This window comes from Aliiroseovarius salicola, from assembly GCF_027891095.1.
GTDB lineage: Bacteria > Pseudomonadota > Alphaproteobacteria > Rhodobacterales > Rhodobacteraceae > Aliiroseovarius > Aliiroseovarius salicola.
Genome location: NZ_JAQIIO010000003.1, coordinates 434,517 through 460,473, shown reverse-complemented (window position 1 = coordinate 460,473; position 25,957 = coordinate 434,517). Strand labels below are relative to the sequence as shown.

The window sequence follows — 25,957 nt, the reverse complement described above, 5'->3', positions numbered from 1 at the left end:
CTTTCATCGCTCTTGCCTCGGAATCGTTCTCGCGGTCAACAGACTCAAAGACATGAGGCGCACCCACAGAAGCTGCGGTTACCCGATCACGGCACCAGCGTTTCCGTGTGCCCATCAATCGCAACAACCTGACCCGAGATTTTCTTTGCAGTGGGCGAAGCCAGATATTCAACCATATCGGCTATGTCGTCTGTTGTTACCCAACTGCGCAAACTGACCCCATTGACATACATGCGCCGCGTTTCCTCGATACTGCGACCTGTGGCAGCGCTCTCACGCTCGAGCACCCGCTCCATCCGCGGCCCTTCCACAGCACCCGGACAAATTGCATTCACTCTCACGCCATAAGGACCAAGCTCCATTGCAAGGGTTTTCGTCAAACCGATCAACGCCCATTTGGCCGAAGCATAGGGCGAGCGCATCGGATAGCCGAACAGCCCTGCAGTAGATGAAGTTATCAAAATAACCCCTTGCTTTTGCTCTTTCATTACCCGCGACGCCCAGCGACAAACCAAGAATGAACCGTGTAGGTTCGCCGCAACGCAGTCCTGCCACGCTTGATAATCCAGCTCGTCAATCGGCCCCGCTGGTCCGCCGGTGCCAGCATTGGCGCAAACCAGATCGGCTCCTCCCCAACGGCTTTCCACTTCCCCGAGGAACGCCGCCATTTGCGCCTCATCCGTCACATCCGCAACATGGGCAATCGCGTCGGGATAATCCTCGCGAAATCGGGCAATGGCCGTTTCATCAATATCGCAAACCGCCAGACGCGCCCCAGCCGCGGCCAGCCGGTCGGCCAGAGCGCGACCAATACCGGCCGCCCCTGCCGAAATCACCACACGACGCGTCATGCGCTGATCGGAGCCTGTTTCACCAGGCCAAGCTTCTGACGCACCTCCTCGGGTCCAATCACCCTGGCGCCCATGTTTTCGACCACAGTTGCCGCGCGTTCGACCAGTTGGGCATTGGTGGCCAGCACACCTTTTTCCAGCCAGAGGTTATCCTCGAGCCCCACCCGTACATTGCCCCCTGCCAACACGGCCGCAGCCGCATAGGCCATCTGGTTGCGCCCCAATGCGAATGCCGAGAAGGTCCAGTCGGATGGCACATTATTCACCATCGCCATGAACGTATTGAGGTCATCTGGCGCGCCCCACGGCACACCCATGCACAGTTGAACCAGTGCTGGACTGTCCAGCACACCCTGTTCGACCAGCGTCTTGGCATGCCAGAGATGACCCGTATCGAAGGCCTCAATTTCCGGTTTGACCCCCATATCCGTCATCATCCGGCCCATCGCCTCGAGCATCCCAGGCGTGTTGGTCATCACATAATCTGCTTCGGCAAAGTTCATGGTGCCACAATCGAGTGTGCAGATCTCTGGCAGGCATTGGCGTACATGCTCTACCCGTTCAGCGGCGCCCACCATATCGGTGGCATCTGGATTGACCGGAAACGGGCTGTCCGGCGGTCCAAACACCATGTCGCCCCCCATACCCGCAGTGAGGTTCAAAACAACATCAACCTCTGCATCGCGAATGCGGTCCGTGACTTCACGATAAAGCTCCAGCCGGCGTGAGGGTTTGCCGGAATCGGGCTCGCGTACATGGCAATGCACAATGGCTGCACCAGCTTTGGCGGCATCAATTGCAGAGTTCGCGATCTCTTCCGGGCTGCGCGGCACATGTGGGCTGCGATCTTGGGTGCTGCCTGATCCGGTCACGGCAGCGGTGATGAAAACCTCTCGGTTCATTTGAAGCGGCATGGCATCCTCCCTGATATTTTCGATATAATGCGGCGCTGGACGTGAAAGACTTTGCCTATTACGAAGTATATTTGATGAATCACGTAAATATCTTCGAACCGGGCAAACCGCTTACCATTGGGCTTTTGGTACTGGATGCCGCCAACACCCTGTCGCTGGCTGCAGTGGTCGACCCGTTGCGGGCCGCCAACCGGCGCGCGGGGCGCGACCTTTTTCACTGGCTCTGGTTCACCGCAGATGGCACCCCAGCGACGCTTACTTCGGGATTGCAGGTGCCGGGTCAAGCATTGGATATGCGATCAGATCTGGATGTGATCTTTGTGATTGCCGGGTTTGACCTTGAAGCTCAAAGCAGCCCCGATCTCCTGCGGCTGTTGCGCCAATTGTCGCAAAGCGGAAAGACCATCGGAGGGGTCGATGGCGGCCCCTGGATCATGGCCAGAGCTGGGCTTCTTAACCAGCATCGCGCCACAACCCATTGGGAGGATCTGGAGACATTTGAAATTCGCTTTCCAGAAATCAATGTTTCGCGCGATCGGTTTGTGGTGGATGGGCGCATGATCACAACAGGAGGGGCCGGATCCACTTTGGATCTGATGCTCCATCTGATCCGCTCCCGACACGGTGAAGCTTTGGCCATGCGCACGGCTGGCGCATTGATCTACGAACCCGATCCCACCGGGCATCGCCCACAGACCGTGACCTCGCCCGCCCGTCTTATGGCCCGCGCGCCAAAAGTCGCCCACGCCATTCGGATCATGGAGGAAAATCTGGAAGAACCGCCCAGCATTGCACAGATTGCGCGGCAGTTGGGAATGAGCCAACGCAGTCTGGAAACGCGCTTTCAGCAGGCCCTTAACACTTCACCCGGCGCTTATTTCCTGAACCTCAGGCTGGACGAAGCCCGCCGTCTGGCCAGCGACACGACACGTCCTGTCGGAGAAATCGCTCTGGCAACCGGGTTTGGGTCCGCGGCGAGCTTTGCCCGTGCTTTCAAACTTGCCCACGGACAAAGCGTGACGGACATGAGACAAAAGGCCTGATCAATCAGGCCCCTTTTTTCTTTCTGTAAATGCTCTCGCCAGAGACATCTGACCTGTCACCTACCAGTTCTGCTGGTTGGCGGTTAATACGGGTAAGCGTGCGCCCGATGAGTCACATCGATATCCGCCATGACCTCGTTGGACAGTGTCAGATCTTTGCCTTCAAGAATGCGCGCAAGTTGCTCGGCACTTGAAGCCCCGAAGATTGTCGAGCCCATAAAGGGGCGCGACATGACAAAAGCAAGCGCCATATGGACCACATCGATTCCGTGCTTCTGGGCGAGCTCCAAATAGGCATCCACAGCTTCAAAAGCGCGTTCGGTTTTGCGCCCGCCCAATCCCGGGTGCAGCGACATCCGGGAACCTTCCGGGATTGCGCCGTGCTGGTATTTTCCGGTCAAAAGCCCGGTCGCAAGCGGAGAATAGGACAGGACACGCACGCCTTCATTGTGACATAGCTCGGCGAGATCTGTATCGGCCTGACGATACATCAAGCTGTATTCATTCTGAACCGAGATCACTTCAGGCGCGCCCATTTCGCGCGCCAGGCGCAGCCACTCCAGCGTACCCCACGCACTTTCGTTGGACAAAGCAAAATGGCGCACCTTGCCCGCATCCACGGCTGTTTTCATTGCAGCCAGAACCTCGCGCATATGAGCTTCGGTCGCGGCGCGATCCTGCTTGCTCGGGTCGTAGGTCCAGTTCTGGCGAAACGCATAACTGCCACGTTTGGGCCAGTGCAGTTGGTAGATATCGATATAGTCGGTCTGCAAATTGCGCAGGCTGTTATCGATGGCATTCGGAATCACTTGCCCGTCATATCCATATCCGTCGCGAACAAACCCGCCATTTGGTCCGGTCACCTTGGTGGCAACGATTACATCATCCCGCCGTCTGGATTTTGCCAGCCACGAGCCGATTACCATTTCGGACCTGCCGCAATTCTCTGCGATGATTGGGTTCACCGGATACATCTCAGCCGTATCGATGAAATTGCCGCCGTGATCGACGAACATGTCGATTTGCTCATGCCCCTCCGTCTCTGAATTTGTCGACCCCCAGGTCATGGACCCGAGACACAGGGTGCTGACCTCAAGGGCGCCCCCGGCAAGTTTGTTCATTTTCATGAATTGCTCTCCTGTCCTCGCTGCTCTGAACCTAATTGCGAAATTGCGTTTCGCAACCCACCAAACGAATGGGTTGCCGCATTTCCACCGCTGCTGAGGATTGCGCGATCAGATGGTGGCGTTCAGTGCGCCACCATCCAGAACGATATTCTGGCCCACCATAAAGCCCGCGAATTGCGAGCAAAGGAACGCACAGGTGGCGCCAAACTCCTGCGCTGTACCATAGCGACCCGCCGGGATGCCCGCCATTCGGACCGCACGCGCTTCATCCATTGTGATCCCCTGGGCATCCATCACCCCCTGATCAAGTGAAAGCGCCCTGTCCGTATCATGGATACCTGGCAACAGGTTGTTGATGATCACCCCATGAGAAGCCACCTGCCGGGCTGTTCCGGCCACAAAACCTGTAAGCCCCGCCCGTGCGGTATTGGACAGACCCAGAACCGGGATCGGCCCCTTGACCGATTGCGACGTGATATTGACCACTCTGCCCCAGCCCCGTTCCATCATACCCGGCATCAATGCCTGCATCAGGGCGATTGGGGTCAGCATGTTCGCGTCAAAGGCTGCAATGAAATCGTCACGCGACCAGTCCTTCCACAGACCCGGCGGCGGACCTCCTGCATTGGTGACAAGAATGTCAACCGCTCCAGCAGCATCCAGAACGGCCGCGCGTCCCTTTTCGCTTGTCACATCCGCGGCAACAGTCGTGATATTGACACCGGTTTCAGCGCGCAATGCCTCTGCGGAGCGTTCAAGTGTCTCCTCGGTACGGGCGTTCATGATCAGATCCACCCCTTCGCGCGCCAGGGCTTGTGCGCATCCGAATCCAAGTCCTTTTGACGATGCGCATACAAGCGCCTTCTTGCGGGCAATACCCAGTTCCATCACGCTTCTCCATTTTGCTAATCCGGTCTTAGCACCTGAAACCCGGCTGGAGAAGATGCGGAAGCACCGCTTGGCAAGGGAGCAATTGATGAAATGGCAAGATTGACCTGCAGCCCGCCAGAAACTAACTTACATTTCGGTCTTACCACTTGGCCTCACCCCATCATCTCGTGTTTCGTTCACCAGCAGTCGTCTTTATGTCAAACCCTCAAAACAGCAAAAACAATCCCGACGCCATTCTGACTTTGCCGGTCCATCCGGCTGAAACTTTCAGCGTGGTGCAGGGCGTGAACGAGGGTGATCCTCTTACTGATGCGTCTGAACTGGTTCTAGAAGACGCCTATGCCTTGACCCGATCAGAGGCCCACCCCCTCAGCCTGCGCATTTCCGAGGCAACCGGCCCACTGGAAATTGCAAACGGAACGCGGGTTGGCACAGTCGGAGCCCCCGTCTTTCTGGATTGCGTGTTGACCCTGATGCCCCCACATGGCGATACATTTGAAGCAATTGTCCTTGTGGAGACGACCCCGGATCACACTCGCATTGTGGATATTCATTTCTATCCGCTGGCTCCGTTGACCGAGGGCATACCCTACACACTTGTCACCATCGACACTGATAATGCGCGCGCACGGCTGGCTGAATCCGCATCGGTATCCTTTACACGCGGCACGCGGATCACAATGGCAGACGGGCGGCAGGTGCCGATTGAAGAGCTTACTACTGGGGACCGTATCCTGACCCGCGACAGCGGCCCGCAACCCCTGCGCTGGATCGGTCAGCAAACAGTGCGTGCAAACGGAGCATTTGCTCCGATCACCATCGCCGCAGGGGCCCTGAACAACGAGGCCGAGCTGACACTTAGCCCGAGCCACCGCCTGTTCATTTACCAGCGAGTGGATGCATTGAATGTCGGCCAGAAAGAAGTTCTGCTGCGTGCAGGCGACCTTGTGAATGGTGAAGATGTGACCCAAAGCGAAGGCGGGTTTGTCGACTATTTCCAGCTGCTTTTTGACAAGCATGAAATCATCTATGCCGAGGGCATTCCCGCAGAAAGCCAGTTTGTCGATCAAATCAACCGCCCGGCCTTGCCTGACAGCACCCCAAGTCATGACAAGGGCACCTATGCTCGTGAAGTTGGTAAAGACCGTCTTGGGCGCTCTTCGTCTACCCGCACTCTGCGCGCCTTGAAAGGGGGCAGTTCTCGCTGATGGCCCCGCACGCAGCCCATTGCGAAAGCCCCCCACCCCAGCTATAGCGACACCATGTTGGACACGCAGACAAACCGCCCCGAATTGCCGCCCGAAATTGCGCGCCGCCGGACCTTTGCGATCATTTCGCACCCGGATGCGGGTAAGACCACGTTGACGGAAAAGTTCCTTCTGTATGGTGGTGCCATTCAGATGGCGGGTCAGGTGCGCGCCAAGGGGGAAGCACGGCGCACGCGCTCGGACTTCATGCAGATGGAGAAGGATCGCGGCATTTCGGTTTCCGCCTCGGCGATGTCTTTTGATTTCAAGAACTTCCGCTTCAATCTTGTGGACACGCCCGGTCACTCGGATTTTTCGGAAGACACCTATCGCACGCTCACCGCCGTGGACGCCGCTGTGATGGTGATTGACGGGGCAAAAGGTGTGGAAAGCCAGACGCAGAAGCTTTTCGAAGTCTGCCGTCTGCGTGACCTGCCGATCCTGACCTTCTGTAACAAGATGGACCGGGAAAGCCGCGATACGTTTGAGATCATTGACGAAATTCAGGAAATGCTCGCGATTGACGTCACCCCCGCGTCTTGGCCGATTGGCGTCGGGCGCGATTTCATGGGCTGTTATGACCTGCTGAATGATCGGCTGGAACTGATGGACCGCGCGGATCGCAATGTGGTTGGCGAGACGGTGGAAATCTCGGGATTGGACGACCCGAAACTGGCTGAACATGTGCCTGAGCATCTTCTGGAACAATTCCTCGAAGAAGTGGAAATGGCCAAGGAACTTCTGCCCGCTCTTGATCCGCAATCCGTGCTTGAGGGGCACATGACTCCTATCTGGTTCGGCTCCGCGATCAACTCATTCGGTGTTCAAGAGCTGATGAACGGGATTGCCGATTTCGGCCCCGAACCGCAGCCCCAACAGGCCGATCCGCGTCAGATTTCGCCGGATGAGAAGAAAGTCGCCGGATTTGTCTTCAAAGTTCAGGCCAACATGGATCCGAAACACCGCGACCGCGTGGCCTTTGTGCGCCTTGCCTCGGGGCATTTCAAACGGGGCATGAAACTCACACATGTGCGGTCAAAAAAGCCAATGGCAATCTCAAGCCCGGTGCTGTTCCTGGCGTCTGACCGAGAGTTGGCGGAAGAGGCCTGGGCAGGTGACATTATCGGCATCCCGAACCACGGTCAGCTTCGTATCGGAGACACCCTGACCGAAGGTGAAGTGTTGCGTGCGACGGGCATTCCAAGCTTTGCCCCGGAACTCTTGCAAGTCGTGCGTGCCGGCGACCCGATGAAAGCCAAGCACCTGGAAAAAGCGTTGATGCAGTTTGCCGAAGAAGGCGCGGCCAAGGTGTTCAAACCCCATATTGGCTCGGGCTTCATTGTCGGCGTCGTGGGAGCGCTGCAATTTGAAGTGCTCGCCAGTCGGATCGAGATGGAATACGGTCTGCCAGTGCGATTTGAACCGTCGCAATTCACCTCAGCTCGCTGGGTGTCTGGAGACAAGGCAACGGTCGAGAAGCTGATCAATACCAACAAGCAGCACATCGCACATGACCATGATGGCGATCCTGTTTTTCTTACGCGGCTTCAATGGGATATCGACCGAATTGAACGTGATTTTGAAGGTGTGAATCTGACTGCCACCAAAGAAATGATGGTGTGATTATGTGCGAAGGGCGCGACTTGTCCCGCCCTTCGCCGCTGCAAAATCGTGTGCTCCCAACAGGCGAGATCATTGCTGACCCGGCTCGCGGTATCTTCACCGGAAATCGCGGCATATTGCAGTTTGAAAACGGGCAGCTGGGCACATCGCGGTGGAAACATCAGCACTGGATCATCTGCACCCTCACCCACCCCAAAGGGCGCTATCACGGCCCTATGCCGAAACACGCGTGGACCCCCTTGTTTTTCCTCGATGAAGCGGTTGCACTGGCTGCAGGGCACCGCCCCTGTGCCTATTGCAGACCAAAGGCCTATGCTCAGTACAAATCACTCTGGATCGAGCGATTTGGCACTGCAGGGCACAGTGAAATCGACAAGTCTCTGCATAAAAATCGGGTTGGGCGAGGTAGGTCGCAAATCCGCCATCAGGCTGACCTTGCCTCGCTGCCAGTTGGGGCGATTATCCGTTGGCAAGATCAGACCTTTCTTGTGCGTGAAGGCTGCCTGTTACCTTACTCGCCAAACGGTTATGGCACTGAAGTTCCGAGAGGAACCGGGGTGGTCGAAGTTCTGACACCCAAGCCGAGCCTTGCCATTCTGGAAGCAGGATATCGGCCAAAACTGCACCCTAGCGCCCACACATGCGGGTAATTCAAGAAACAAACGCAACTTATTGCTTCAATTGCGCTTAAATCGGGTGAACGCGTTGACCACACGCCGTTTTTTCTTTACCCCTTCCTCATCCGAAAGAGCGCCCCTCGAAGAACCCAAGGGCGTTACGGCCATACGGGCTTTCTTTCACAGATGCGCGGGCCAGAAGTGTCCGTGAAACATGGACACATATGACCAAATTTTCTGACCTGAAACTCAGCCCCAAGGTCCTCAAGGCCATTGATGAGGCTGGTTACGAAACCCCGACCCCAATCCAGGCTGGTGCCATTCCCCCTGCTTTGGAGGGACGTGACGTCTTGGGAATTGCCCAGACCGGCACCGGGAAAACTGCATCCTTTACCCTGCCAATGATCACGGCACTGGCGCGTGGCCGTGCCCGCGCGCGGATGCCGCGCTCGCTGGTTCTCTGCCCGACGCGCGAGCTTGCCGCGCAGGTGGCGGAAAACTTCGACGCCTACGCCAAGAATGTTAAACTGACCAAGGCGCTCTTGATCGGCGGGGTCAGCTTCAAAGAGCAAGACGCGTTGATCGATCGTGGCGTGGACGTGCTGATCGCCACACCGGGTCGCCTGCTCGACCATTTCGAACGCGGCAAGCTCTTGCTGACTGGCGTTCAGATCATGGTGGTGGATGAGGCCGACAGGATGCTCGACATGGGGTTCATCCCCGACATCGAGCGCATCTTCGGTTTGACACCGTTCACCCGCCAAACCCTGTTCTTCTCGGCAACTATGGCGCCGGAAATCGAGCGGATCACCAATACATTCCTGTCCAATCCAGAGCGGATTGAAGTGGCCCGCCAAGCGACCACCTCGGAAACGATCACTCAGGAACTCTGTATGTTCAAGGCTTCGCGCCGCGACCGCGCCTCCTCGGAGAAACGCAAACTGCTGCGCGCGCTTATTGAACGTGAAGGGGAAGCATGCAGCAATGCAATCATCTTCTGCAACCGTAAGACGGATGTGGATATCGCCGCAAAATCATTGAAGAAATACGGCTATAATGCCGAACCGATTCATGGCGATCTAGAGCAATCCAAACGGATGCAAGTACTGCAGGGGTTCCGCGACGGCACCATTCGTTTCCTCTGCGCCTCCGACGTGGCCGCCCGTGGTTTGGATATTCCAAATGTAAGCCATGTGTTCAATTACGATGTGCCCGGCCACGCCGAAGACTATGTGCATCGGATCGGTCGGACTGGTCGTGCTGGCCGTGATGGCAAGGCGATCATGATCTGTGAACCACGCGACGAAAAGAACCTCGATGCTGTGGAACGGTTGATCGAGAAAGAAATCCCGCGAGTCGACAATCCGATTCAAAAGGAAGAGCGCAAATCGCGGTCACGCAAGAACACCGAAGATGTTAAGGCCGATACGCCGAAACAAGAAACCAAGCGCAGCGATGGTTCCAAAAAGCCGGAAGCAGCTCCCAAATCAACCAATCGCCGGGATGATCAACGTGACGAGCGTCGCAATGAGCGCAGCAGTGGAGGTCGCTCACGAGGTGGATCGAACCGTCGTGACAACAACCGCACAGTTGGAATGGGGGATCATTTGCCGGACTTCATCGCCAAGAGCTTTGATGAACGCCGTCAGGGATAACCTTGACATCTAAATGACAAAGGCGCCTCAATGAGGCGCCTTTTTTTCTTTATACTAATGGGGTTAGCCTTCCAGACGGCTGACCACAACTGTAACTTCAGGCTTGCGGCCAATCTCTTCATTGGCAGTCTTACGGGCAATACGCTTCAGCTCTTCCCCAAGTTTATCGTCGTCACGCAGGGTTTTGTCCCCTGCCCGCATCAGAAACTGGCCCAGATCTTCCTCGAGCACATCGACAAGTGGCGCACGGGACAGGCCGATTTCGGGCAATCCCATCAGCTCGACCCAAGGCTCTCCAAGAGGTTCGTCGTTTTCCACGATCACGTTCACGATCACATGGCCATTCAACGCCAGACGGATCCGATCACGCACGATGCCATCCATGGCACCAATCAGGATATCCCCATCCAGATAGATACGATCCGCTTCCACATGCTCTACCACATGGGGGGCATCACCGGTCAGGTCACAGACTGCACCGTTGACGACCACCAAGGATTTGCGACCGGCTTGCTCGGCCAGTTTGGCGTGCTCACGCAGATGGCGGTGCTCGCCATGCATCGGGATAACCATTTGCGGGTTGATGATCTCATGTACACGCTGCAGGTCAGGCCGATTGGCGTGGCCCGACACATGGTATTGATCGCTTTCCGCCACCACATCCACACCCATTTCCGAATAGGCGTTCATGATCCGGCCCACACCGCGTTCATTGCCTGGAATGGTTTTCGAGGAAAAGAGGAACATGTCGCCCTCTTTCAACGTCATCCCAAGGTATTTTCCACGTGACAGCTGTGCTGAAGCGGCCCGCCGCTCCCCTTGGCTTCCGGTCACAATCAGCATCAGGTTTCCACGTGGAATGTCACGTGCGTCTTCGACGGTTACGGTTTTTGGAAAATCGCCCAGCACACCGGTTTCAACACCCGCCTGGATCATCCGGCGCATGGCGCGGCCTAGCAGACAGACAGACCGGCCAGCGGCCTCGCCCGCTTCAGCCAGTTGTTTCACTCGAGCCACATTCGATGCAAATGTCGTCGCCACAAACATGTTCGGCGCGGATTTCACGAGATCACGAAGAGGGGCACCGACCGAGGCCTCAGATCGACCATCATAGGGTGAGAATACATTGGTGGAATCACAAACCAACGCCTTGACGCCCGGTTTTGCGATCTCGCGCCACAGATCTTCATCAAACGGATCACCCAGCACAGGGGTGGTGTCGAGTTTAAAATCGCCCGTGTGCACAATGCGTCCTGCAGGCGTATCGATGATCAGGCCAGAGCTTTCCGGAATCGAATGGCTGAGAGGCAGGAACGAGATCTTGAATGGCCCTGCATCAATCACCTGGGGATAAACACCTGCGGCAATCACGGCCTCGGGCACCTGCCCCGCCTCTTCCAGCTTGCGCTGTGCGTGATGGCGGGTGAAGGGGCGCGCATGAATAGGCGCCTTCAGTTTCGAATAGAGCCGACCGACTGCGCCAACATGATCTTCGTGGGCATGGGTGATAAAAATCGCCTCAAGCCGGTCAGCGTTTTCTTCAAGCCAGCTGATATCTGGCATGATCAGGTTCACGCCCGGTGTTGTGTCCATATCCGGGAAAGTTACGCCAAGATCGACAAGGATCAGACGTTCCTTGCCCGGCTGGCCATAGCCATAGACATAGGCGTTCATGCCGATCTCGCCGGCGCCCCCAAGGGGGAGGTAAATCAGGCGATCACTGCTCATATATTGCCCTGTTCCTTATTGTAGTCGTAAATTTTGACCAGCCCATGCAGGGTCAGGTCATGCTCGATGAAGTCGTAAAGTTCCGCGCCCTGTGCAAAAAGCGAGGACAGGCCGCCGGTGCCGATCACCTTCATTGGTTTGCCATATTCAACTTTCACACGGTCGATCAATCCCTGCACAAGCCCGACATAACCCCAGAAGATACCAGATTGGATACATTCTACGGTATTGGTGCCGATCACCTTGTCGGGTTGGGTCACATCCACATGAGGAAGCGCGGCTGCGCCCTGATGCAATGCTTCCAGAGAGAGGTTTACACCCGGTGCGATCACCCCACCGATATAGGCACCATCCTCGGCCACCACGTCGATATTGGTTGCGGTGCCGAAATCGACCACCATGCAATCACCGCCATGCCGGTCAAAGGCCGCAACCGCATTGGCCAACCGGTCCGGACCGGGTACCGCACCTTCATCAACACGCGGCGCAATCGGCAACAGGCAATCGGGCTTTCCGACCACCAGTGGACGGCAACCGAAGAAACGGTCAGCAAAGACGCGCAGGTTCCAGACCACGCGCGGCACAGTGGAGCTGATCACAACCCCGGTGATATCCGGCTTGATCCCATAGTGGCTCATCAAAGTAGAGAACCAGGTAAAATAGGCATCAGCGGTACGCGAATGGTGGGTCGAGGTACGCAGGGTACACAGGAATTTTTCGCCGTCCCAAATCGAGAACACCGTGTTGGTATTGCCGGTATCAATGGCCAGAAGCATGATCTGCCTCCCTCAAAAGAAAATCTCGGCCGCGGGGATCACCTCACGCCCTTTCGCAGTTGATAGAACAAGGTTGCCCTCGGCGTCCACCGTGTCAAATCGCCCTTGATACTCGGACTGCATGGTGCGTGCGGTGATCACCTCACCCAATTTGGCGGCGCGGTCAAGCCACGCCTCGCGAATTGGATCGAACCCGTAGGTGGTGAATTGTGCCTCGTAATGGGCATAAGCCGGGGCCAGCAAATCAAGAAATTCTTCAGGCGTTACCGTAATGCCGGTTTCACCCGCCAGGCTAACCGGGGCCACTGCGCCCTGTTCCACCTGTTCGATCATGGGTGCATCAATCAGGTTCACGCCGATGCCGATAGCAAGATGTCCCATCTGCGTGCCGACACCTGCGCTTTCCAGCAGGATCCCGGCGATTTTGCCGCCATTCAAGAGCACGTCATTGGGCCACTTCAGCGAAAGGCCCGTTGCCCGTCCGGTGGCAGCGGCAAAGGCGTCATACAGTGCAAGTGATGCCACAAAGCTGCGCAGGGCCACCACTTGCGGTGGCTCTTTCGGATGCATCACCAATGTCGCGGAAAAATGCCCTTTTGGCGCGACCCATGCACGGCCCCGGCGCCCGCGCCCCTTGGTCTGTTCATGCGCCAGGATCCAAGTCGGACCAAGAAGACCCGGCGCGATGCGCCGGGCCTCTTCATTTGTACTGTCGACCGAGGTCAGCACATGCCGACCAACGCCTTCTGGCCAATTACTTGACAAGAGCCGCAGCCGCAGCCTGAGCCGCCCCTTCGATACCGAAGAAGTTTACAAAGCCGACCAGAACGATCACAGCCGAGGCCATGAGCGCAGTCCAAGCAGCAGGCGACATGTTCACTTCCACACCTTCGTTTTCCTCACCGAAATACATGAAGTAGACGATGCGAAGGTAATAGAAGGCGCCGATAACCGAGGCGATCACTGCGCCGACAGCCAGCCAGGTCAAACCTGCATTCACAGCAGCGACCAGCACACCGTATTTGGCGAAAAAGCCAAGCATCGGTGGTACGCCCGCAAGGCTGAACATAAGGATCAGCATGGCCAGCGCGTTGGTCTTGTTGACGGTCGAATACTGATGCAGAGCCGAGATATCAGCAATCGGCTGGCCATCGCGTTCCATCGACATGATGAAGGCGAAGGTGCCGATGTTCATGGCCACATAAACAGCCATGTATTGCAGCATCATCTGCACACCTTGTTCGGTGCCAGCAGCCAGCCCCAGCAGAGCAAAGCCCATATGCGCGATGGACGAATAGGCCATCAGACGTTTGATGTTGCGTTGACCAATAGCCGCAAAAGCACCCCAGAACATCGACAGGAAGGCGATCAGGGCAATCACTTGCTGCCAGTCACCAATGGCGTTGCCAAAGGCGTCAAACATAACGCGAGCGAACAGACCCATTGCAGCGAACTTCGGTGCGGTGGCAAAGAAGGCGGTGACCGGGGTCGGAGCGCCTTCGTAAACATCCGGCGTCCACATGTGGAACGGCACGGCTGATACTTTGAATGCCATGCCGGTCACGACAAAGACCAGACCGATCAGCATCCCAAGCCCGACGTGACCATCAGTTGCCGCTGTGATGATGCCCGCGAAATCGGTGGTTCCGGCATAGCCGTAAACCAGTGACGAGCCGTAAAGCAGCAGACCAGACGACAAGGCGCCCAGCACAAAATACTTCATGCCCGCTTCGGTCGAGCGCACGCTGTCGCGGTTGAGCGACGCCACCACGTAGAGCGAAAGCGATTGCAGTTCGAGGCCCATGTAAAGTGACATCAGGTTGCCCGCAGACACCATCATCATCATCCCCACCGTGGCCAGCGCCACAAGGATCGGATACTCGAATTTCAAGAGGCCACGACGCTCCATGCTGGCTTCGCCCACCACCAGAACGGCGGCAGCAGCCAGTAAGATCGCGACCTTGGCAAAGCGCGCATAGGCATCATCAAGGAACATGCCGCTGAAGGCCGAAGTGGCCCCTTCGCCCCCGGCCACCATGACCGCAATCACGACCATGACGCCCGCTGTGACCCAGGTCAGCAGTTTCGCCAGACCATCTTTCGCCGTGTAGACCGCGCCCAAAAGGGCGGCCATAGCGTAGACGGACAGCAGGATCTCGGGAAGAACCGTTTGAATGTCGACAGAGATCATATCCGCCCCCTTCAGTGCGACGAAGCTGCGTGCATGTCGGCCAAGTCGGCCGGGATCGCAGCGTGGTAGTTGATAAGAAGTGCCTCAACCGACGGGCCGATGATATCGGTCACCAGCGACGGGTAAACACCCAGGATCAGGGTCATGGCCACAAGCGGCGCAAAGATCATCTTCTCGCGCTTGTCCATATCGGTGATCGTTTTCAGGCTTTCCTTGATCAGGTCGCCAAAGACCACCCGACGATAGAGGTAAAGCGCGTAAACCGCCGAGAAGATCACACCAGATGTTGCAACCAGAGCCACCCAGGTATTGGCTTTGAATATGCCCACGAGTGTCAGGAATTCACCGATAAAGCCTGAGGTTCCGGGAAGGCCGACATTGGCCATCGTGAAGAACATGAAGATCAGGGCATAGGCTGGCATCCGATTCACCAGACCGCCATAGGCGTCAATCTCGCGGGTGTGCATCCGGTCGTAGATCACCCCAACACAGAGGAAGAGTGCACCCGAAATGAAGCCGTGGCTGATCATCTGGAAGATCGCGCCATCCACACCTTGCTGGTTGGCTGCAAAGATACCAGCGGTCACATAGCCCATGTGAGCAACCGAGGAATAAGCAATCAGCTTTTTCATATCGTCCTGCACCATTGCCACGAGCGAGGTGTAGACGATCGCGATTGCCGATACCCAAAGAATGAAACAGGCCATCGTGTCCGCCCCTACTGGGAACATCGGCAGGCTGAAGCGCAGGAAGCCATAGCCACCCATCTTCAACAAGATCGCCGCCAGAACAACCGAACCCGCAGTTGGCGCCTGAACGTGAGCGTCTGGCAGCCAGGTGTGTACTGGCCACATCGGCATCTTCACAGCAAACGATGCAAAGAAGGCCAGGAACAAGAGCGTCTGCACACCGCCGACAATCTGAATGCCGAGGATCGAGAGGTTTACACTATCAAAGTTATGGGCTGCCAGGGCTTCGAAATCCGTCGAGCCTACTTCCAGCGCCATATAGACCATGGCCACCAGCATCAGAACCGAACCGATGAAAGTGTAGAGGAAGAACTTGAACGCCGCATAGATACGTTCTTTGCCGCCCCAGATCCCGATAATCAGGAACATCGGGATCAGCCCAGCTTCGAAGAACAGGTAGAACAGCACCAGATCCAGCGCCATGAACACGCCCAGCATCAGGGTTTCAAGCAGCAGGAAGGCAATCATGTACTCCTTCACGCGGGCTTTCACGCCCCAGCTCGCCCAGATGGTGAGCGGCATCATGAAGGTGGTCAGCATGACAAACAGAACCGAAATCCCGTCTACACCCATTTTGTATTTGAGGCCCATGATCCACTCGGCCTCTTCCACAAACTGGTAACCGGTGTTGCTCGGGTCAAACCCAGCAAGAACCAGAAGCGAGAAGAAGAAAGTGGCAACCGTGGCCGCAAGGGCCAGATATTTCGCATTCCGTGCCGCAGCCTCATCATCGCCACGCAGGAAAAGCGCGAGGATGATTGCAGCAACCAGCGGCAGGAAAGTAATGATGGAAAGCAGGTTATTCATTAGTGCGACCCACCGTTCAGAAGCATGAGCGAAACCAGCGCAACGATGCCGAGGATCATCGCGAAGGCATAGGTGAAGACGTAACCGGACTGGGCCCGGCCGGCCTGTTTGGTGACCCAGGGAACAATCCCCATGGCCACACCGTTCAGGAAGCCGTCAATGGTTTGCCCGTCACCGCGCTTCCACAAGAAACGACCAATGGCAAAAGCAGGTTTGACGAAAATCGCGTCGTAGATCTCGTCGAAATACCATTTATTCAGCAGGAACTGGTAGACGAACGGGAACGTGGCCGCGAGGCGTTTGGGCAGCGACGGGTTCACGATGTAGAACCAGAATGCTGTGACAAAACCGATGAGCATCGCAACAAAGGGCGACACCTTGACCCACTTGGGGGCATGGTGTGCGTCATCCATCACGTGATTGTCCGGTGCCATGAAGATCGCACCTTGCGGGGCTTCTCCGTGATGCGCAGCTACAACCGGTGCATGGTCGGGATCCGCCATAGCCGTATCGTGGTCAGCGTCATCAGCCTCTTCCCCATGATCCACTACCAACGGAGCAGCGGCTTCACCATGGCCCGCATCTTCGGTCTCATGAGTTTCGATCCCGAAGAAGTGGCTTACCTGATGGTGATCACCAAAGAACGAACCATACCAGATCATCCCGGCTGCAATTGAACCAACGGCCAGTGCACCCAGCGGAATGGTCATTGTCAGTGGGCTTTCATGGGCGTGATCATGAGTGTGCTTGTCGCCACGCGCCTTGCCGTAGAAAGTCATGAACATCAGGCGCCACGAATAAAAGCTGGTGAACAGCGCTGCGATAACCAAGAGCCAGAAGGCATAACCGCCTTGGGTGCCCGCATAGGCGCTCTCGATGATCGCGTCTTTCGACAGGAAGCCTGAGAAGCCAAAATGGGTCAGCGGAATGCCGACGCCGGTGATTGCCAGCGTCCCGATCATCATCGCCCAGAAAGTAATCGGCATCTTTTTGCGAAGATTGCCGTAGTTACGCATGTCCTGTTCGTGATGCATCCCGTGGATGACCGAACCGGCCCCGAGGAAGAGCATCGCCTTGAAGAAGGCGTGAGTGAACAGGTGGAACATGGCAACCGAATAGACACCAACGCCAGCGGCCACGAACATGTAGCCAAGCTGCGAACAGGTCGAATAGGCGATCACGCGTTTGATATCGTTCTGCACCAGACCCACGGTCGCCGCGAAGAACGCGGTGGTGGCACCCAGCACGGTGATGAAGGCGGTCGCCTCGGGGGCATATTCCATCAGCGGCGACATGCGGCAGACAAGGAACACACCAGCGGTCACCATGGTGGCAGCGTGGATCAGCGCCGACACCGGGGTCGGACCTTCCATCGCATCCGGCAACCATGTGTGCAGGATCAGCTGTGCCGATTTCCCCATCGCACCGACGAAGAGCAGGAAGGCCAAGAGGTTTGCGGCATTCCATTCGGTCCACAGGAAGTGAATGTTGGTTTCAGCAAGCGCAGGAGCTGCGGCAAACACATCGTCCAGACGAATGCTATCGGTCATGTAGAAGAGGCCGAAGATACCGAGGGCAAAGCCAAAGTCGCCCACACGGTTCACAACGAAGGCTTTGATGGCAGCGGCGTTTGCGGACGGTTTCTTGTAGTAGAAACCGATCAGCAGATACGAGGCCACACCCACGCCTTCCCAGCCAAAGAACATCTGCAGCAGGTTGTCCGAGGTCACCAGCATCAGCATGGTAAAGGTGAAGAACGAGAGATAAGCGAAGAAACGCGGACGATAGCTTGCATCACCGAAGTGATCGTCATGCGCCATGTAACCCATTGAGTAGAGGTGCACGAGCGAGGACACCGTGGTCACCACGATCAGCATGATCGCGGTCAGGCGATCCAGGCGGATCGACCAATCCACCGACAGGCTGCCCGATTGCACCCACTCCATGATGTGGATGGTTTCAGGGTGCTCAAGCCCGAGGAAAATGGACCAGGACAGCGCAGCGGCGAGGAACAGAAGCGCGGTGGTCACCACCTGCGCGCCCTTATCCCCGATCACGCGATGGCCAAAGCCCGCGATCAGCGCGCCAATCAGCGGCGCAAAGAGAACGATCGTTGCTGCCATTGCCTCAGCCTTTCATCACGTTGACGTCTTCCACGGCAATCGTGCCGCGGTTCCGGAAGAAACTGACGAGGATGGCGAGGCCAATTGCGGCCTCAGCCGCGGCAACCGTCAGCACGAAGAGGGTAAAGACCTGGCCGGTCAGATCGCCCAGATAGGACGAGAAAGCGACCAGGTTGATGTTCACCGCCAGAAGCATCAGTTCGATGCTCATAAGCAGGATGATCACGTTCTTGCGGTTCAGAAAGAGGCCGAAAATGCCGATGACGAACAATGCCGCCGCGACGCCTAGATAATGCTCAAGTCCTACCATACTATCCGTTCCCTCTTTGAGCGGCGCGAACTGCCGCCCCATTCTTTTCGAATTCTTGTTTGCGCGTCATCTCAGAGCCTCATTCACAGACCTTGGCCCGGTTTCACGTCGATCAGGTCCATCGCTTCAGCCGGATCGCGGTGCATCTGGGCAACCACATTCTGGCGCTTCACATGGGTGCGGTGGCGCAGGGTCAGGACGATGGCGCCGATCATGGCGACCAGCAGGATCAGACCAGCCAGTTGGAAGAGCAGGATATTGTCGGTGTAAAGCACCAGACCCAGTGCCTCGGTGTTGTGAACCTCGGTGATTGCTGGCGTCACAAACTGACGGGCCGCTTCCGCGCCGTCGGCGAAATGCCAGGTGCCAAAGATCGTGCCTAGTTCCATCAGAAGGATCACACCAATCAGCAGGGCCAGCGGCAGCGATTGTGCCATCTCGGCTTTCAATGCGGCAAAATCCACATCCAGCATCATCACCACGAAGAGGAACAGCACAGCAACCGCGCCCACATAGACGATCATCAGAAGCATCGCGACGAACTCTGCGCCCAGAAGCACAAAGAGGCCGGTTGCCCCGACAAAAGCCGTGATCAGCCACAGGACCGAATGGACCGGGTTGCGGGCCATCACGGTGAAAAATCCACCCATGACCGTGGTCAGGGCAAAGAGGTAAAAAGCGTAGTCGGCAACGCTCATGCGTCCCCCTCCTCGTTTTCGTCAAAGACGGCTTGCGCTTCTTCCAGCGCCCGGTTCATCGCCGGCAGGCCGCCCAACATGGACATTTGATAGATCACTTCCGCGATCTCTTTTTCAGACGCGCCGGCCTCAAGGGCATGGCGCACGGTCACTTTTATCTGCGGGCCAGCTTGCGCCCCGGCAGCGACGAGACCAGCCAGCCCCACCAGCATGCGGGTCTTGGCATCCAGCCCGTCCTTGTTGAAGGTGTTGCCAAACATCATGTCCATCATGTCTTTCGGCATGGTGGGCATCAGCTTGTCGAGACCTTCGGGGACGAACTTCTCGAGCGCAGGATTGAAGGCGCGCAGCATCAGGGTGCCCTGCTCCAGCATCTCGGCGTATTTCTTGGATAGTTCGTCCATGTTCTTTCCTTTCGTCGGGCCTTAGCGGTAAGGCGCGTCCAGCTCGATGTTGCGGGCGATCTCGGCTTCCCAGCGTTCCCCGTTCTCCAGAAGCTTTTCCTTGTCGTAGAACAGCTCTTCACGGGTCTCAGTGGCAAACTCGAAGTTCGGCCCTTCGACAATTGCATCCACCGGGCAGGCCTCTTGGCAGAAGCCGCAATAGATGCATTTGGTCATGTCGATGTCATAGCGCGTGGTGCGGCGTGAGCCATCTTCGCGGGGTTCCGCGTCGATGGTGATTGCCTGTGCGGGGCAGATCGCTTCGCAAAGCTTACAGGCGATGCAGCGCTCTTCCCCATTCGGATAACGGCGCAGCGCGTGTTCCCCACGGAAACGCGGCGACAGCGGGCCTTTTTCATGCGGATAGTTCAACGTCGCCTTGGGCGCGAAGAAGTATTTCAGCCCAAGCTGAAACCCTTTCACAAAGTCCGCCAGCAGGAAGTATTTCGTTGCGCGTGCGTAATCAAAAGCCATTGATCAGCCCCCTACAGTCCATCGGGCATAAGCGCCCCAGAATGCCCCGTATTGGGCGAAGAATGCGACCAGAACAACCCAACCCAGCGACAGAGGCAGGAACACTTTCCAACCAATGCGCATCAGCTGGTCATAGCGGTAACGCGGCGTGATGGCCTTTACCATCGAGAACACGAAGAAGAAGAAGAAGATCTTCGCAAAGAGCCACAGGATGCCATCGGGCAGCCATTCCACCGGCGACAGCCAGCCACCGAAGAACAGGATCGAGATCAGCGTGCACATCAGAACGATGGCCACATATTCACCGATCATGAACAGAAGGAACGGGGTCGAAGAGTATTCCACCTGATACCCCGCAACCAGTTCCGATTCCGCCTCAGGCAGGTCAAACGGAGGCCGGTTGGTTTCCGCCAGTGCCGAGATCAGGAACAGGAAGACCATCGGGAAATGCGGCAACCAGTACCAGCTCAGAAGGCCTGCGCCGTCTTGTGCTTTCACGATATCTCCGAAGTTCATCGACCCGGTCGAGATGATCACACCAATGATGATCAAACCAATCGAAACTTCATAAGAAATCATCTGCGCCGCAGAGCGCAGTGAACCCAGGAACGGGTATTTCGAGTTTGACGCCCAGCCACCCATGATCACGCCGTAAACCTCAAGCGAGGAGACTGCGAAAACAAAGAGGATCGCCACGTTCACATCGGCCAGAACCCAGCCATCATTGAACGGGATCACCGCCCAGGCCACCATGGCAAGCACAAAGCTCATCATTGGGGCAAGGAAGAAGACAAACCGATCCGCACCCGCAGGCACGACGATTTCCTTCAGCACGTATTTCAGAAAGTCCGCAAAGCTTTGCAGCACGCCAAAGGCGCCCACCACGTTCGGACCCTTGCGCATCTGCACAGCGGCCCAGACCTTGCGGTCGAAATAGAGCAGGAAAGCCAGCGCCACCAGAAGTGGGACCACGATCAGCAAACACTGACCGAGGATCAGAAGCGCGAGCCCCAAGTTCGTTGTCGTGAAGAATTCATACATATCTCTTCATGCCCTCAGACCGTCGGTATTCCGTTTTCAAGACAATTCTGCACAGTCACTTCCGCATCGATGGTCTTGATCCCATCAGGAAGGGCGGCCGAAATCACATAAGCCGCATCGCCTGTCCAGCGCTTGCCGTTTTCATCTACTGTGGTGCGCACATGGCGGGCAAATCCGTACCCCCGAATGAGCGCATATTGCGCGGCCGCACAACGTGCATACCCCGCCACATCTTCCTGTCCGCGCGCACCTTTCATGGCGACGCGGAAATTGACCAGATCCCCGTCCAAAAGCTGTGTTTCGATCCCCAGATATTCCGGGGTAAACGGTGCTTTTGCATATTCAGTCTGTTCTGTGGGCTGCACACACGCCGACAGAAGGGTCAGCATCGCCGCCCCTGCCATCTTTGCCTGTATCGCTGCCTCGAACATGTTGGGATCCCGTCCTGTCTTTACTCAGCTGCAATCTTTTCAGCCTGACGCGCGCGCGCGTTGGCCGAAAGCTCTGCCATCACTTCTGACGCCCGTGCAATCGGGTTGGTCAGATAGAAATCACCAATCACATAGCGGAAGCTGGCTTTGCCCAGCGTACCTGTGGTCAGCGGTTGCCATTCGTTTTCCACAACCTGATCGATCTGTGCCAGATGCGGCACGGCGCCGACCATCGCCTGTCGCAGACCTGCGAGGCTGTCCCATGGAAGGGTCTGGCCCAGTTCTGCCGACAATGCGCGCAAGATCGCCCAGTTTTCCTTGGCCTCACCCACCGGGAAGGCAGCACGTTGTGCCAGTTGCGGGCGACCTTCGGTGTTCACGAAAAGACCACCTTCTTCGGTGTAGGCGGCACCGGGCAGGATGATGTCGGCACGCATCGCGCCACGGTCCCCATGGCTACCCATGTAGATCACTGTGGGGCCTGCATCGATATCGATCTCATCGGCACCCATGTTGAAGATCACTTCAGCGTCATGGGTGGCGGCTTCGATCCCACCTTCGGTCACGGCCCCCACATCCAGCGCACCCACACGGCCAGCGGCGGTGTGCAGAACCATCAGCTTAGAGCCGGTATCTTCAGCCAGTTTCATCGCAGCTGCGAGAACGGCCAGACCGTCAGCTTCGCGCAGAGCACCCATGCCAACAATCACAACGCTCGGCGCGTCTTTCACTGCGCCGTAGTCTTTGCCCAGCAGGCTATCCAGCGCGGCACGGTCATTGCCCACATGCGCGTATTCATAAGTCAGGTCCGCGGCTTCACCCACCAGACCCACTTCAGCGCCCTTCAGCCATGCCTTGCGGATACGTGCATTCAGAACCGGAGCTTCCACCCGAGGATTGGTGCCGATCAGTTGGATGAATTTCGCATTGTCGATGTCTTCGATCGACGCGTTGCCCACATAACCCGAACGGTTGTCGGTAGGCAGGCGCGCGTTGTCGACGCGGCATTCAACCTTGCCACCCAGACCTTCGATCAAGGTTTTCAGCGAATAGGCCATTTCGACGTTGGCCAGATCACCAATCAGACCGGCGACCTTTTTGTCTTTCATCGCGCTTGCGGCGGCGGTGAGGGCTTCGCCCCAGCTGGCTTTGCGCAGCTTGCCGTTTTCGCGGATGTAAGGGGTGTCCAGACGCTGACGACGCAGCCCGTCCCAGATGAAACGGGTCTTATCCGAAATCCATTCCTCGTTCACACCATCATGGTTGCGCGGCAGAATGCGTTTCACTTCGCGGCCCTTGGTGTCCACGCGGATGTTAGACCCAAGCGCATCCATCACGTCGATGGTTTCGGTTTTGGCCAGTTCCCACGGACGGGCGGTAAAGGCATAAGGCTTCGAGGTCAGCGCGCCAACCGGGCAGAGATCAATGATGTTGCCCTGCAGGTTGCTGTCGAGCGTCTGGTTCAGATAGCTGGTGATCTCGGCATCTTCGCCACGGCCGGTCTGGCCCATTTGGTTGATGCCAGCGATCTCAGAAGTAAACCGCACGCAACGGGTGCATGAAATGCAGCGTGTCATGGTGGTCGAGACCAGCGGACCAAGGTCCAGATCATCCACCGCGCGTTTCTGTTCTTTGAAACGCGAACCGGACAGACCGTAAGCCACGGCCTGATCCTGCAGATCACATTCGCCACCCTGATCGCAGATTGGACAGTCCAGCGGGTGGTTGATGAGCATGAACTCCATCACACCTTCGCGGGCTTTCTTGACCATCGGAGACTTGGTTTTCACCACCGGCGGTTGGCCTTCGGGACCGGGACGCAGATCGCGCACCTGCATGGCGCAGCTTGCAGCGGGCTTGGGTGGGCCACCCACAACCTCGACAAGGCACATACGACAGTTGCCGGCAATCGAGAGGCGCTCGTGATAACAGAAGCGCGGCACTTCCACGCCCGCTACCTCACAAGCCTGGATCAGCGTCATTGCGCCATCCACTTCGACTTCCATATCGTCAATGACGATCTTTTTCAGGTCGCTCATCACGGTCCCTTTTCATTCTGCAAGGGGTCTGTGCCCCCTGCCCTTTTTATTGGCCCCTGCCTGCAATGTGCGACGTCAATCCGTCAGCAACTTGCCTGCAAAAGAACCCTTTTCCATTTCCGCGCGGCCCGCCGCGCAGTAACTATCTTCATTGCCCTTACGGGCACCCATTTCGGCCAGCATCGGTTCGGCAATCGCCCGAAACCGGTCCTGTTCTATTTTGCTGTCCACGTAAGCAGTGATCTCGCGGAAAGAGTAGCCAAGTCCGCGGGCATAAGACTGCAACGCCATCGCCTTGTTGAAGAGACGAAATTTGCGCAGTTTGAGATCCTGGCAATTCTCATCGATCAGATAGGCAATCGAAGCGCCCAAAAGCTCATCATGCACGCGGGCATCTTGCCGCATCGCTGTATAGTCCACTGCTGTTGCCGCCGTGGCGGTTCCCGCAAAAAAGAGGCCAGCCAGAAGTGATGTCAGTTTACTCATTAAACTCTCCTTTCATTAGAAAGGAGATGGGGAGAGCAGCCACTGTCATGCAATAACACATAGCTTCGACGGGCGAATTTTCGCCCGCTTTCAAGCTATTATGTGGTTGCATCTTCAGTGTCATCTGACGTCTCTACTACCCGTATTACTCTGCCGCGAGGCTGGCTTTACCTTGTTTGTTCACCCGGATGCGATCTTCGATCTCATCGCGGAAGTTGCGGATCAGGCCCTGGATCGGCCATGCAGCCGCATCACCCAAAGCACAGATGGTGTGGCCTTCGACCTGCTTGGTCACGTCCCACAGCATGTCGATTTCCTCGACCTCGGCTTCACCGCGCATCAGGCGATCCATCACGCGCATCATCCAGCCGGTGCCTTCGCGGCACGGGGTACACTGCCCGCAGCTTTCGTGTTTATAGAATTTCGACAAGCGCCAAATCGCTTTGATGATGTCAGTCTGCTTGTCCATCACAATGACGGCAGCGGTACCCAGACCCGAGCCCAGCTCATTGCGCAGATAATCAAAATCCATGATCGCTTCGCGCATGTTTTCGCCGGTTACACAGGGCACCGACGAACCACCGGGGATCACGGCTTTGAGATTATCCCAGCCGCCGCGAATGCCGCCGCAATGTTTGTCGATCAGCTCTTCAAACGAGATCGACATAGCTTCTTCAACCACACAGGGGTTGTTCACGTGACCCGAGATGCCAAACAGTTTGGTGCCCGCGTTGTTCGGACGGCCAAACCCTGCAAACCACGAAGGGCCTCGGCGCAGGATGGTCGGCACAACAGCAATCGATTCCACGTTGTTCACCGTGGTCGGGCAGCCATAAAGACCAGCGCCCGCCGGGAAAGGAGGTTTCATGCGCGGCATGCCTTTTTTGCCCTCAAGGCTTTCCAGCAGAGCGGTTTCCTCGCCACAAATATAGGCGCCGGCCCCGTGGTGCAGGAAGAGGTCAAAATCCCAGCCGGATTTCGCAGCGTTCTTGCCCAGAAGACCCGCGTCATAAGCTTCGTCAATCGCAGCCTGAAGCGCTTCGCGTTCACGAATGAACTCGCCGCGAATATAGATATAGGCGGTGTTGGCGTTCATGGCGAAAGACGCGATCAGCGCCCCTTCGATCAGCGTATGCGGATCATGGCGCATGATCTCACGGTCTTTACAGGTGCCGGGCTCGGATTCATCCGCGTTGATCACCAGATAGGCCGGGCGACCGTCGCTTTCTTTTGGCATGAACGACCATTTCAGACCGGTCGGGAAACCCGCGCCACCACGGCCCCGCAGGCCCGAGTCCTTCATCTGATCAATGATCCAGTCACGACCTTTTTTGATGATCCCGGCTGTGCCGTCCCAATGGCCACGCGCTTTTGCACCCGCAAGGGTACGGTCGTGCATGCCGTAAAGGTTGGTAAAGATCCGGTCTTTATCCTGCAGCATTCGCTCTTATCCTTCGTCATTCTGGCGTGATTTGCGCCAGATCCGATATGTTACCACCAGGCCAAACACGAACCCGGCCAGGGCCATGAGATCCACCAGAGCCATGGTCCGCATGGACCAATCGAGGCTTTTCCCGACCCAGGAGGCACCAACCCACAGCGCGCCGGTCATGGCGATGACGATGCCCGCCAACCGCCCTTCCCGGCCAATGCTGTTCTGTGGATCTTGTGCCATCGTCATTCCCTTATCCCG

Annotated in this window: 25 protein-coding genes; 5 read left to right on the top strand and 20 right to left on the bottom strand. The window is 56.9% G+C overall.

From position 1 onward, the window contains the following. Positions 1-86: 86 nt before the first annotated feature. Both O2N63_RS08395 and O2N63_RS08390 read right to left on the bottom strand, forming a co-directional pair. The gene (locus tag O2N63_RS08395; RefSeq protein ID WP_271053796.1) at positions 87-851 is read right to left on the bottom strand and encodes an SDR family oxidoreductase; all 765 of its coding nucleotides are present in this window, start codon (positions 849-851) and stop codon (positions 87-89) included. Beyond that, positions 848-1,765, bottom strand: a complete 918-nt coding sequence (locus tag O2N63_RS08390; RefSeq protein WP_271053795.1) for a BKACE family enzyme — start codon at positions 1,763-1,765, stop codon at positions 848-850. Before O2N63_RS08390 ends, O2N63_RS08395 begins: the two co-directional genes overlap by 4 nt. A 74-nt stretch (positions 1,766-1,839) precedes the next feature. Here O2N63_RS08390 and O2N63_RS08385 point away from each other — a divergent pair, with 74 nt between their 5' ends. Then, positions 1,840-2,808, top strand: a complete 969-nt coding sequence (locus O2N63_RS08385) for a GlxA family transcriptional regulator (RefSeq protein WP_271053794.1) — start codon at positions 1,840-1,842, stop codon at positions 2,806-2,808. A gap of 83 nt (positions 2,809-2,891) precedes the next feature. Here O2N63_RS08385 and O2N63_RS08380 read toward each other — a convergent pair whose 3' ends face one another. Both O2N63_RS08380 and O2N63_RS08375 read right to left on the bottom strand, forming a co-directional pair. Then, complete coding sequence (locus O2N63_RS08380; RefSeq protein WP_271053793.1) at positions 2,892-3,935, bottom strand: aldo/keto reductase; 1,044 nt, start codon at positions 3,933-3,935, stop codon at positions 2,892-2,894. Between the two features lie 108 nt (positions 3,936-4,043). Next, positions 4,044-4,823: an SDR family oxidoreductase gene (locus O2N63_RS08375; RefSeq protein ID WP_271053792.1), complete on the bottom strand. Its 780-nt coding sequence runs from the start codon at positions 4,821-4,823 to the stop codon at positions 4,044-4,046. Between the two features lie 197 nt (positions 4,824-5,020). Here O2N63_RS08375 and O2N63_RS08370 point away from each other — a divergent pair, with 197 nt between their 5' ends. From O2N63_RS08370 to O2N63_RS08355, 4 genes are all read left to right on the top strand, one after another. Then, positions 5,021-6,034, top strand: coding sequence for a Hint domain-containing protein (locus O2N63_RS08370; RefSeq protein WP_271053791.1), 1,014 nt, complete (start codon positions 5,021-5,023; stop codon positions 6,032-6,034). A gap of 54 nt (positions 6,035-6,088) precedes the next feature. Beyond that, positions 6,089-7,696: a peptide chain release factor 3 gene (locus O2N63_RS08365; protein WP_271053790.1), complete on the top strand. Its 1,608-nt coding sequence runs from the start codon at positions 6,089-6,091 to the stop codon at positions 7,694-7,696. 20 nt (positions 7,697-7,716) lie between these two features. Then, positions 7,717-8,346: a hypothetical protein gene (locus tag O2N63_RS08360; RefSeq protein WP_271053789.1), complete on the top strand. Its 630-nt coding sequence runs from the start codon at positions 7,717-7,719 to the stop codon at positions 8,344-8,346. 191 nt (positions 8,347-8,537) lie between these two features. Further along, on the top strand, positions 8,538-9,968 hold the full coding sequence (locus O2N63_RS08355) for a DEAD/DEAH box helicase (protein WP_271053788.1): 1,431 nt from the start codon (positions 8,538-8,540) through the stop codon (positions 9,966-9,968). Positions 9,969-10,031: 63 nt separating this feature from the next. Here O2N63_RS08355 and O2N63_RS08350 read toward each other — a convergent pair whose 3' ends face one another. The 16 genes from O2N63_RS08350 to O2N63_RS08275 all read right to left on the bottom strand — a co-directional run bounded on the left by O2N63_RS08350 (position 10,032) and on the right by O2N63_RS08275 (position 25,939). Next, positions 10,032-11,696 carry a ribonuclease J gene (locus O2N63_RS08350; RefSeq protein WP_271053787.1) on the bottom strand — a complete coding sequence of 555 codons (1,665 nt, stop codon included), beginning with the start codon at positions 11,694-11,696 and terminating at the stop codon, positions 10,032-10,034. After that, positions 11,693-12,472, bottom strand: a complete 780-nt coding sequence (locus tag O2N63_RS08345; RefSeq protein ID WP_271053786.1) for a type III pantothenate kinase — start codon at positions 12,470-12,472, stop codon at positions 11,693-11,695. The genes O2N63_RS08350 and O2N63_RS08345 overlap by 4 nt, the downstream gene beginning before the upstream one ends. Positions 12,473-12,484: 12 nt before the next feature. Continuing rightward, entirely contained in the window at positions 12,485-13,237 is a 753-nt protein-coding gene (locus O2N63_RS08340) for a biotin--[acetyl-CoA-carboxylase] ligase (RefSeq protein ID WP_271053785.1), read from the bottom strand. Next, entirely contained in the window at positions 13,227-14,663 is a 1,437-nt protein-coding gene (gene nuoN, locus O2N63_RS08335) for an NADH-quinone oxidoreductase subunit NuoN (protein WP_271053784.1), read from the bottom strand. Before nuoN ends, O2N63_RS08340 begins: the two co-directional genes overlap by 11 nt. 11 nt (positions 14,664-14,674) lie before the next feature. Beyond that, entirely contained in the window at positions 14,675-16,219 is a 1,545-nt protein-coding gene (locus tag O2N63_RS08330) for an NADH-quinone oxidoreductase subunit M (RefSeq protein WP_271053783.1), read from the bottom strand. Next, positions 16,219-18,342 carry an NADH-quinone oxidoreductase subunit L gene (nuoL, locus tag O2N63_RS08325; RefSeq protein ID WP_271053782.1) on the bottom strand — a complete coding sequence of 708 codons (2,124 nt, stop codon included), beginning with the start codon at positions 18,340-18,342 and terminating at the stop codon, positions 16,219-16,221. Before nuoL ends, O2N63_RS08330 begins: the two co-directional genes overlap by 1 nt. 4 nt (positions 18,343-18,346) lie before the next feature. Continuing rightward, positions 18,347-18,652, bottom strand: a complete 306-nt coding sequence (gene nuoK, locus O2N63_RS08320) for an NADH-quinone oxidoreductase subunit NuoK (RefSeq protein ID WP_271053781.1) — start codon at positions 18,650-18,652, stop codon at positions 18,347-18,349. Positions 18,653-18,735: 83 nt separating this feature from the next. After that, positions 18,736-19,350 (bottom strand): NADH-quinone oxidoreductase subunit J, encoded by a 615-nt coding sequence (locus O2N63_RS08315; protein WP_271053780.1) that lies wholly within the window; start codon positions 19,348-19,350, stop codon positions 18,736-18,738. Continuing rightward, complete coding sequence (locus O2N63_RS08310; protein WP_271053779.1) at positions 19,347-19,754, bottom strand: carboxymuconolactone decarboxylase family protein; 408 nt, start codon at positions 19,752-19,754, stop codon at positions 19,347-19,349. The genes O2N63_RS08315 and O2N63_RS08310 overlap by 4 nt, the downstream gene beginning before the upstream one ends. Before the next feature lie 21 nt (positions 19,755-19,775). Further along, complete coding sequence (nuoI, locus tag O2N63_RS08305) at positions 19,776-20,267, bottom strand: NADH-quinone oxidoreductase subunit NuoI (RefSeq protein WP_271053778.1); 492 nt, start codon at positions 20,265-20,267, stop codon at positions 19,776-19,778. Between the two features lie 3 nt (positions 20,268-20,270). Further along, positions 20,271-21,308, bottom strand: a complete 1,038-nt coding sequence (gene nuoH / locus O2N63_RS08300) for an NADH-quinone oxidoreductase subunit NuoH (protein WP_271053777.1) — start codon at positions 21,306-21,308, stop codon at positions 20,271-20,273. Between the two features lie 14 nt (positions 21,309-21,322). After that, positions 21,323-21,739, bottom strand: a complete 417-nt coding sequence (locus tag O2N63_RS08295; protein ID WP_408629795.1) for a hypothetical protein — start codon at positions 21,737-21,739, stop codon at positions 21,323-21,325. A gap of 20 nt (positions 21,740-21,759) precedes the next feature. Then, positions 21,760-23,778: an NADH-quinone oxidoreductase subunit NuoG gene (gene nuoG / locus O2N63_RS08290; protein WP_271053776.1), complete on the bottom strand. Its 2,019-nt coding sequence runs from the start codon at positions 23,776-23,778 to the stop codon at positions 21,760-21,762. Between the two features lie 75 nt (positions 23,779-23,853). Continuing rightward, positions 23,854-24,264, bottom strand: a complete 411-nt coding sequence (locus O2N63_RS08285; protein ID WP_271053775.1) for a DUF5333 domain-containing protein — start codon at positions 24,262-24,264, stop codon at positions 23,854-23,856. A 145-nt stretch (positions 24,265-24,409) separates the two neighbouring features. Continuing rightward, positions 24,410-25,705 carry an NADH-quinone oxidoreductase subunit NuoF gene (nuoF, locus tag O2N63_RS08280; RefSeq protein WP_271053774.1) on the bottom strand — a complete coding sequence of 432 codons (1,296 nt, stop codon included), beginning with the start codon at positions 25,703-25,705 and terminating at the stop codon, positions 24,410-24,412. A 6-nt stretch (positions 25,706-25,711) separates the two neighbouring features. Next, entirely contained in the window at positions 25,712-25,939 is a 228-nt protein-coding gene (locus tag O2N63_RS08275; RefSeq protein ID WP_271053773.1) for a DUF5337 domain-containing protein, read from the bottom strand. Positions 25,940-25,957: the final 18 nt, after the last annotated feature.